Source organism: Paenibacillus sp. 2TAB19 (assembly GCF_052115185.1).
Taxonomy (GTDB): Bacteria; Bacillota; Bacilli; order Paenibacillales; family Paenibacillaceae; genus Pristimantibacillus.
The window spans coordinates 139999-148877 of the sequence record NZ_JBFRGE010000008.1 but is presented as its reverse complement, the minus strand read 5'-3'; the positions used below and the strand labels follow the sequence as shown (position 1 = coordinate 148877).

General features: G+C 40.9%; 10 protein-coding genes and 2 pseudogenes. 1 reads left to right on the top strand and 11 read right to left on the bottom strand.

Features of this window, described 5'->3' with window-relative positions; all coding sequences use genetic code 11:
• Positions 1-271: 271 nt before the first annotated feature.
• From AB4Z33_RS05835 to AB4Z33_RS05785, 11 genes and pseudogenes are all read right to left on the bottom strand, one after another.
• A complete protein-coding gene (locus AB4Z33_RS05835) occupies positions 272-874 on the bottom strand; it encodes a histidine phosphatase family protein (protein WP_442049013.1) in 603 nt (200 codons plus the stop codon).
• Positions 875-1471 (bottom strand): metalloregulator ArsR/SmtB family transcription factor, encoded by a 597-nt coding sequence (locus AB4Z33_RS05830; RefSeq protein WP_442049012.1) that lies wholly within the window; start codon positions 1469-1471, stop codon positions 875-877.
• 598 nt (positions 1472-2069) lie between these two features.
• On the bottom strand, positions 2070-2432 hold the full coding sequence (locus AB4Z33_RS05825; RefSeq protein ID WP_442049011.1) for a hypothetical protein: 363 nt from the start codon (positions 2430-2432) through the stop codon (positions 2070-2072).
• 49 nt (positions 2433-2481) lie between these two features.
• Positions 2482-2796, bottom strand: a pseudogene (locus tag AB4Z33_RS05820) (SDR family NAD(P)-dependent oxidoreductase); the annotation flags it as partial.
• Between the two features lie 464 nt (positions 2797-3260).
• Positions 3261-4214 (bottom strand): phosphotransferase family protein, encoded by a 954-nt coding sequence (locus AB4Z33_RS05815; protein ID WP_442049010.1) that lies wholly within the window; start codon positions 4212-4214, stop codon positions 3261-3263.
• Positions 4215-4306: 92 nt separating this feature from the next.
• Entirely contained in the window at positions 4307-4654 is a 348-nt protein-coding gene (locus AB4Z33_RS05810) for a VOC family protein (protein ID WP_442049009.1), read from the bottom strand.
• Positions 4655-4769: 115 nt separating this feature from the next.
• Positions 4770-5202: pseudogene (locus AB4Z33_RS05805) on the bottom strand (chromosome condensation regulator); the annotation flags it as partial.
• 53 nt (positions 5203-5255) lie between these two features.
• On the bottom strand, positions 5256-5588 hold the full coding sequence (gene csaA, locus AB4Z33_RS05800; protein WP_442049008.1) for a chaperone CsaA: 333 nt from the start codon (positions 5586-5588) through the stop codon (positions 5256-5258).
• A 263-nt stretch (positions 5589-5851) separates the two neighbouring features.
• Entirely contained in the window at positions 5852-6355 is a 504-nt protein-coding gene (locus AB4Z33_RS05795) for a DinB family protein (protein ID WP_442049007.1), read from the bottom strand.
• Positions 6356-6381: 26 nt separating this feature from the next.
• Positions 6382-6906 carry a DinB family protein gene (locus tag AB4Z33_RS05790; protein WP_442049006.1) on the bottom strand — a complete coding sequence of 175 codons (525 nt, stop codon included), beginning with the start codon at positions 6904-6906 and terminating at the stop codon, positions 6382-6384.
• Positions 6907-7014: 108 nt separating this feature from the next.
• Positions 7015-7425, bottom strand: coding sequence for a GNAT family N-acetyltransferase (locus tag AB4Z33_RS05785; protein ID WP_442049005.1), 411 nt, complete (start codon positions 7423-7425; stop codon positions 7015-7017).
• A 246-nt stretch (positions 7426-7671) separates the two neighbouring features.
• Here AB4Z33_RS05785 and AB4Z33_RS05780 point away from each other — a divergent pair, with 246 nt between their 5' ends.
• Positions 7672-8853 carry a glycosyltransferase family 39 protein gene (locus tag AB4Z33_RS05780; RefSeq protein WP_442049004.1) on the top strand — a complete coding sequence of 394 codons (1182 nt, stop codon included), beginning with the start codon at positions 7672-7674 and terminating at the stop codon, positions 8851-8853.
• Positions 8854-8879: the final 26 nt, after the last annotated feature.

The window sequence follows — 8879 nt, the reverse complement described above, 5'->3', positions numbered from 1 at the left end:
ATTTTTCACACAAGACCAGTTAAACAAGATGTACATTGTCACAACTTATACGATTTATCATACAGAAGTCGTTAATCCATTCACGCGGCCGATGATTTTGTACGATTTTTCGATCAAAAACCTTAATTTGACCTATCCGTAAGGTTGGTTTATACGATATTTCGTACAACTATTGGTTAGTCACAGTTAATCGACAGCTGAGTCTCCCTCCCGATTTAACACGAAGGACCTCAAACATTCCACTGTAAAGTGCAGCTGAGGTCCTTTTTCTCTATTTTAAATGTTCTACTGATGCAAAATTATCCAGTTTATATTTTCCACTATTATAAATCAACTTTGTTATCGAGCACTCAGGAATCAGATTGCTTTGTACCTCYACAAAATTAAGGTGCCAAAYATTTAGTTCGTTCTCGGAAAATGTATGAACCAAAAAATCAGTAATTAACCCTCCGTGAGTAACCAATACAATGTTACTTCCCGACGGGTATTTTTTGGCCAATTCTAACAATAAGGAAGAGAGGCGCTCACCTGACTGCTTCGCAGAATCACCTACGGGTGGTACATAGCCGGGATTACGTGTACATCGCTCCCACATCTCGACAAATTCATCAAATGTTTGTTCAGGTAAATCCCCCCAGTTAGCACGCTCCCGCAGTCGGATGTCCTCTGAAATAGATGAATTCGTTTGTGCTGCAATATAAGCTGCGGTTTCTTTTGCCCTTCTCAGTGGACTCGTAACTATAGTTGTTATCGGTAAGTTACAAAAACGACGAGCAGTCGATTGTGCTTGCAATATGCCTTTGGGAGTAATTGAGACATCTCCAATCGCTTTTTCTTTTATTGCATGCCTTACAAGATAGAAAGTCACACTCATTTACAAGCCATCCCACTTCGCCCACATTTCTTGCGGGTTTAGCTCATAAATTTGGTTCTCCCTATACATGAATTGATGCATAATAAATTCTCTTCTTATCGTTGCAAAATCACTATGGAATGTTTTTATAAATTCGTTGATTTCTTTCTCGCTATACGGTCGACCCATTTTCAATTTAKAAACCATTAGTTCCAATACAATAAGCTTCTTCTTAAGTTGAACAGGAATATTTTTCAATTTCCCTTCGTTTGTAAAAAAGTTTTTTATGACGGATTCTTTTATTCGTTTATGTTCGTCTTCCATACTTGTCAAACCTCCTTTGTCATTTCGGTAAATCAGGTTTTCCGTAGCACTAGCGCTATTCTTGATGAAATAATGATTTAATGAAAAATAAATTGTATTTTTATCCCGTCGTTCATTAATTAAGCTAGCTTCGCGCAGTTTCGCAGCATGATGTGTGATCGTTGCTGGCGTTACGCTTAACTTTTCCGCCAAAATTTGTCCATTAAGCTCTCCATCAGCCAGCAGTATTAAAATTTTTATTCTTGTAGGATCTGCAAGAGCTTTATGATAATTAACTACCTTGTCTAACTGCATTAAATTGACCACCTATCCAAAAAGTTAATTTAACAAACATCTAATTAGACATATATTAAATTAGATTGTATTGAAATAAGAAGGTTTTGTCAACCACAACAGTAAACAAATCTATCAAAATTAGAGGTCAACAAGTCATTAGTACAAGCACACTCTCTCAATGGTTCATAAGATATCCTATATTAATTTAAGGAGTGATCTTATGGCCCTGTCTGTTAAATGCGCATTACTTCAAATTGCCAAGTTATCTACGAAATTGGCAAGCGACGATCCATTCAGAATTAAGTTTGTAGCGATTATCGGCGACACGCAAACGAGCACAAACAAAAGAGTTCTGCAAATGAGAGCACTGTTAAGATCAGCTGGTATCAAATCCCCAAGTCGGGTGCGAATACTTAATGATCTAGGAGAAACGCCAAAGACAATCATCTCTTATAATGCAGTAGACCCTTTATCACAATCAGGCCTGACTACTTCCTTCACTTACCAATTGAATCCTGGACCGTAATGTGATGAATGTAATGCTGAACACAAACATGAAAGGACACCGATAAGGTGTCCTTTCGTTTGAAAGCAGTATGAACTGGCATCCAATAACCTATTTAACTTCTTCCGAAATATGCCAGCAAACGCCAGCGGGATCTATAAGGTTGATCTCGCGTTTCCCCCAAGGATACATTTTGGGTTCATTTGCCTTTACCGGATACTTCTTCGATAAAATAATGGTTTGGATGTGTGACCACCAACCATCTAAATCCTCRACGACCAGTTCTAACATGTAATTCTCTTGGAACTCTTGATTATGGAAGTTTTGCAGAAAAAATTCCTGTTCCCCTATTCGAAAGATACATAATCCGTCGTCGGAGTAGATTTTCTCAAAACCAAGATCTTCAAAAAAATGTTGTGCAAGGATATAATCTTTGCCTGATGGAATAAACGGTCGAAGCTTATTTGCTCTCATGAGTTCCCTCCATTTTAGGAATTAATAATTTACGTTAAGACCCTTTTAACTATTTTTTCGCAGCATCCGCGGCAGACTTCAAAGAACCTTGTTCTTTAGCTTCCCTAAAAAATGCCGATAGGGGGAATCCCTCTTCGTTCCTCGCCTCTGCTTGCATATCGGTGTCTACCATACCTGGATCGACGGTGTAGGTCGTCAAAGAACGATGGGCCTCCAGCTGTATACCTGATGTGAACATATTTAATGCAGCTTTCGAGGCACAGTACACGCTCATGCCAGCTGCCGCTTGCTTTGCTGAACCCGAAGAGATGTTTACGATGACTCTTTGAATCGCCCATTGCTCGGTCTGCGTTATTAAAGCTTGGGTTAGTAAGAAATGATGAGATGATTAGGCTTAATAAGTTGTCTACATATCTCAAAAATCTAATCCGCGTGACGTACCTGTTACTATAAATGCTTTCATAAGCCACCACTTCCCTCTAGCTAACTTATGTATCATTACGACTAACGATTTCAATCATATTTATTATATATGAAAATTAATAAATTGATCATTTATCCGTTTACTTTTCGCCTTGTCTTGCATTATAAGAATGATGATGGATTGAACGGAAAACCTTTGGTTATCTCTTCGGGCAGTGTTAAGTCGGAATCGAAAAGGGGCAAATCGAAAAGCGGCCGGCAGCAATTCCTAGTTTACAATGGCAAGAAGGTCAACGAGCTTAGCGAATCATTGGCTCTAGTCTTTGGTAAGCTGAGAAAAGAGTTAATCTCACGATTGAATGATACGATATCCTAGACGTTCATAGAATGGTTTAGCAGTTATGCTTATCTTAGCCTCTGCTGGTCCACAAACATCTTAACCGCTTTTTTCGCGTATGCAGCATAGGGTTCGATCAGGTCCGGACTTCGGTCAATGGCCCACCTGAGCTTATCGAAAGCACTTAATAGCAGTATATGTCTAGAATCATCAAGGTCCTTTTCACTTATACCGTAGCCGTCTATATATGCTTTGAATTCCTCATTATTTGGGCCTTCGCTTTGTATATAGCGCTGCATGAGATATGTAATTTCTCCATGCGGTACCGTGCTTACTACTGCGCAGCCCCAATCTATTAATATCACTTGTCCTGCCTGAGTGACAATCGTATTCTTCAATGAGATATCTCCATGGATTAAACCGAAGCGGTACGTTCTTTGCTTCATATGTTCAAACAGTTTACGCACTCTCTGCGATTCCATAGGAGAGATTACTCCCAGTCCAATCAATGGATCGAGTTCCGTCAAACTATTGATATTATACTGCACATACCCTAACCAACTGCCATCCAATCCTGCATGAGGAGGTGATTGAAACTCACCATGAACGGGATCAATCAGATTTTCCCCGTATCCCTTGACCTGAATGGAATGAATACGTTTGGCATATTCGCCAAGCTGTCTCCAAATACTAGATTTGGGACCCGAACTGTCTAGTCCGTTGTCTCCATCTACGAAGGTTTGAATCATATACGCAGCGTCGTCTGTTATACCAATAGACAGCACCTCAGGTCCTGGAATGCCGACCGCAGCAGACTGTTCGATACACCATCGCTCTTTCACATAGCTTGAATATGTTCCTATATCGTTCATGCGGACAACGACTTTACAGCTCAATGTCTCAACTACCCAAACCTGATTTACAATGCCTTTATCAATGATCTGATATGATGTTTTCGCTCGTTCTTTGAGAAAATCGCATGCAATTCGTTCCGCTCGTTGAACGACAGTATCATTAATCATATCTTTCTTCCTCCTTCAAACGGGTGCAGCTTATGAAAAAGCAGACCACCGTTGTGATCTGCTCTAGTTCAATAGCAATTGATTACAGCTCGTTATTTCTCCCAAAGCTCGACCAGCCGACCGTCAGGATCTTCAATCCAAATAAACTTTCCAAATTCACTAATCTCTTTTGTTTTTGCAAGAGGTACACCAATATGCTCAAGATGCTTAATAACCTCGTCTAGATTATGTACTTGGAAATTTAACATCACTTGTTGTTCTGTTGGAAAATAACTGTCATTCTCGGTAAAGAAAGAAAAGATAGTCTCATTTCCTAATTCGGGTTTTATCACAGTCCCATTCCAATTATCTATTTCAATCTTCAACACTTCACTGTACCATTTTTTTGTGCCTTCAAGATTGTTAGTTCTCCAAAATACTCCTCCRAAACCTTTTATCATTATCTCCAACTCCTGTCTGTCATCAAATTAGATATCCGAATACACTAGATATTCGAGATTTAAATTTAAGTTCCTTTTTCAACTATACCGCTGACGGTCAGCTCAACGGCAGTTGGATTCCACTCCAGCCGCTTACATCGCATTGGCCATATTCATTATCGCCCACAGCAACCACCGTTCCGTCACGTGCCATCCGACATCAGCCCAACGGTACGTCGCCAAGCCGCCGCAACTGCTACACTATCCCGCCAGTCCTTTACATCGCATTGGTTATGCTTATTCCAACCCACTGCCATCACCGTTCCGTCAGACGTAAGACCGATTGTATGAGCATTACCCGTGTTCGTCGCCATATGAACATTACCAGCGTCAACCGCCACAATATCGCGCCAGCCGCTTACTTCACATTGGCCATATTTATTATCGCCTACAGCCATCACCGTTCCGTCCGATTTAAGACCAACGGAATGACGACGACCCGCCGCTATGGTATCTTTATGCCTACGTTTCACCTTTAACGCCTCTTCAATCGGTGAAGGGTATTCCATGTTTTACCTCCTTGAAAACAAGTTCTATGGCTTTACACATTGATTTCTCTAAATTAGCCAATAGGAGTTCCGTTAGGCAAGGTACTATCTGGTTTCAATAAAACCACATCGCCCTTTTCCGGTATTCCGCCAATAACTAATACTTCTGATTTGAAACCCGCTATGCGTCGAGCCGGAAAGTTGACTATACCTATTATTTGATTCCCTATAAGGTCCTCCGACTTATATCGTTTTGTTATTTGTGCACTTGACGATTTAATTCCGATATCGGGCCCAAAATCAATTTGAAGTTTAATTGCGGGTATTCTTGCTTCCTCAAAAAACTCCGCTTGAGTAATAGTTCCAACACGTATATCGAGTTTCATAAAATCATCAATTGTTGCCATCCGTCATTCCCCTCTCATCGTATCCTGTTAGCGTAACGGTTTATATCTGTTGTGCATGTATCGATAGCCTAGCCATTGTGGTCTATCTATTAATCGTACAAAGAGCTGTTACAAAGTAAAAGGGAATGGACAGTTTAAACCGAACTATACGGTGTCAACCTTTTTTCAATGCTTTCACCTTAATAAATGCAATGATATCATTCCTAATAAAAACTTAAAAATCCCGCTTCAGCCTAACGGCCAAAGCGAGATTTAATCTTACTCTATATGACCGGAGCCGGCGCTCCAAATTCGGCCCACTGCTCTTTCGTCGGGCCATAGAGATCCGGGACTCGAAGACCTGCCTGACGCATCAAGACCGTCATTTGACCGCGATGATGAATCTCATGCTTGATGAGGACATCCAGCACCAAGCCGTTCGGCCATTGATCGCCGTACATCTCGCTCATAACAAGCAGATTCTCATCCTTCCAGCTGGTCTGTACAGCATCAAGAAGCGCTTGTGAGGTCCGCTTATAGACCGCCGCAATAAATGCTGCCGACGCTGGCACCGACTCTTCTTCACCTGGGCCTTCGAAAGACAACCCAGCCCGAGTTGGCATTTCGTGCAATGTTTGTACAAGGTGCCAAGCAAGACGTCCAAGCGTTCGATGTTCGCTAGTGATCTGTTGACCAAGAGACTCATCCGTTAACGTCTCCAGCGTCCGCAATGTTGCTGCCGTTTCATTCCGCCAAGTTGCGGCAAAATCCTCAATGTGTTTATACATATCAACATCTCCCTTTTGTTATTTCCCTAATTGGCATGAACTGGTGACATACTTGGAATTAATTCATCCTGGTACATAAAAAGTCCATATTCCGTCATAACAGAGGACGAGCCCAGTTGACGAAGCATAGCCGACAGATTGCCTCGGTGGTACGTACCATGATTCACTACTTGGATAATGAATTCTGAATATCTGGTATTCAAAATTCCAGCGTAAGGATTATCCAAGACAACTTCTTTCTCAATATCCGGATGCTCGTCAATACACGCTCTGAATCTCACGGACAAATCGTCATACATGGCTTCCAGTTCCTCAAGGCTTCTAGCTTCTGCATCCGCTTCGATTTCATAAGAATCTTTCATCGCATCATTCATACTTTTACCCATCAAGATGTCAAGCCAACCGCAATCCACCTTGTAGATATGTGCCATGACCTTCGACACCGACGAAAACACGCTTTGAATTTCCTGATTGTACAGGTGCTGCGGAAGCTCTTTTAATCGATTAAAGATTATTTTATTGGCCCAAACGTGATAGTCGTAAAATCTCAAACAATGATCCTTTATTTCAATCACCTCCGGTTTTCGCTGTTACTTATGTATTCATCATACAACGGTAAACCTGACAACTGTATGTCAGTGTTATTTCACAAAAACAGCCTAGCTTAACTTCTTAGTAAGCAGTATTTCCATAGGTTGCGTATCTAGTACTAAGCATCCTGCATCTTTATAGCCTAATTTTCTATAAAAGTGTTGAGCACCTTCATCCGATTGAGTCGATGTCATTAACAATTTGAAGCCCTTTTGGTTCATTTGCTCTTCCCAGAAAAGGACAACTTGTTTACCTGCACCCTTGCCTCGATAGGGTTCGTCGACCCAGATCAGGTTCATAAAAGGAGTGTTGTCCCAAAAATAACCATACCTCATCCATCCGATATCGTTATCGTCTTCATTCCGCAATATGTATATTTCATTCCCCTTTATTTTTGACCGTATTAAGCTTTCTGAAATGTAAAGGTCACGTTCTCGTATATATGCATAGTCTGACTCAGTTGCTAAGTCTATCTTCATCTTTACTCCTCCTATAAGTCGCATTTGATGCCATTTCCATTCCAAGCATGATTCTATTATAGTATAAAGGAAATCCTGTACCTGTCGAATTTGTAAGAGAAAGGTGTGTAAGCTCTGTTTAACCTTAATCATGTAAGCAGCCCTATTCGTAATACATTATTCGTTACCATTATTCTCGTTTTCTTGATAAGCACCGCATCTGTTCTTTTTTATGGCGATCATTTTCTAATAGGGTCTTATGAGAAAATGAATAATGACGACGTCAAATATATAAATAGCGCTAAGATTTTATTGGATACGCATACGATTACTTATAACAGCGGAGAGAAGCCGTCAACATACATCATGCCGGGAATGCCGGTCGTATTGGCCGTTCTCATGCTTATCTTCGGACAAGGAGATGAAGCGATAATCGCATTCCGAGTCCTGCAAGCAGCCTTGCAGGCTTTATCAGTCTATTTCGTTTTTATAACAGCAAATCAGCTGTTTAATAGTAGAGCAGCTATTATTTCCAGTATTGCAACAGCACTTTATTTACCCGACTATTTTTCTTCCGGCGTCATTTTATCGGAGTCCATATTCCGTACCCTTATCCTATTGCTTATTTGCTTCAGCCTTCTCGCCTTAAGAAGCCAGCAAACGAAGCATTACGTTATCGCGGCCTTTATAGTTGGACTAGCTTGTTATTTCAAACCGCATACGGTGCTTTTCCCAGCTGTTTGGTTCGTTTTATGGCTTGTGCAGAGGCTATCCYGGAAAAAGATAGTGAAGCATACGGCAGTAGTTTCACTAACGATGATCCTACTTCTATCTCCATGGTGGGTTAGGAACTACATCACGTTTGATAAATTCATTCCATTCACTCAGTCCGCAGGCAATCCGATTCTATTAGGTGCACTTATTGACTACGGGGCGCCTTCAAAAGCCTTCATCGACGCTMATCCGGAGTATGAGGGCAACAGTGATCATATCTTTGTTGGCTCAGATGCTGTTTTGGCCGAAACGGCCCAAAAAATGGTCATTTTCGGCTTCAAGAATCAGCCTTTGAAATATTTGAAATGGTATACGATTGATAAAGTTTTTGGATTATATGCTTCCCCCTATTATTGGAAAACGATATTTGGTATAAATATATGGATCACTGGTGTTTATCATGTCGTATTCATGCTGCTTGGAGCAGCCGGTATGCTGATTATGTTTTTGCGAGCCTTCCGACAAAAGAGTATTCCCTATTTATTTATACTGCTTTCATTTGCATATTTTACCGTGATCTATGTTCCTTTCGTCGCCTTCAACCGATATGGTTACCCGAATGTGTTTCTTATCTTACTGGCCGCAGGCTTCTTTATTGATTGGGTTGTTGCAAAATATCAGAATAGGGGAGCGTCAAACAGCCCCCAACTTGTTACCAAGGAGAGGGCAGTTTGACGCTTTGATCAAATATTTATTACCAA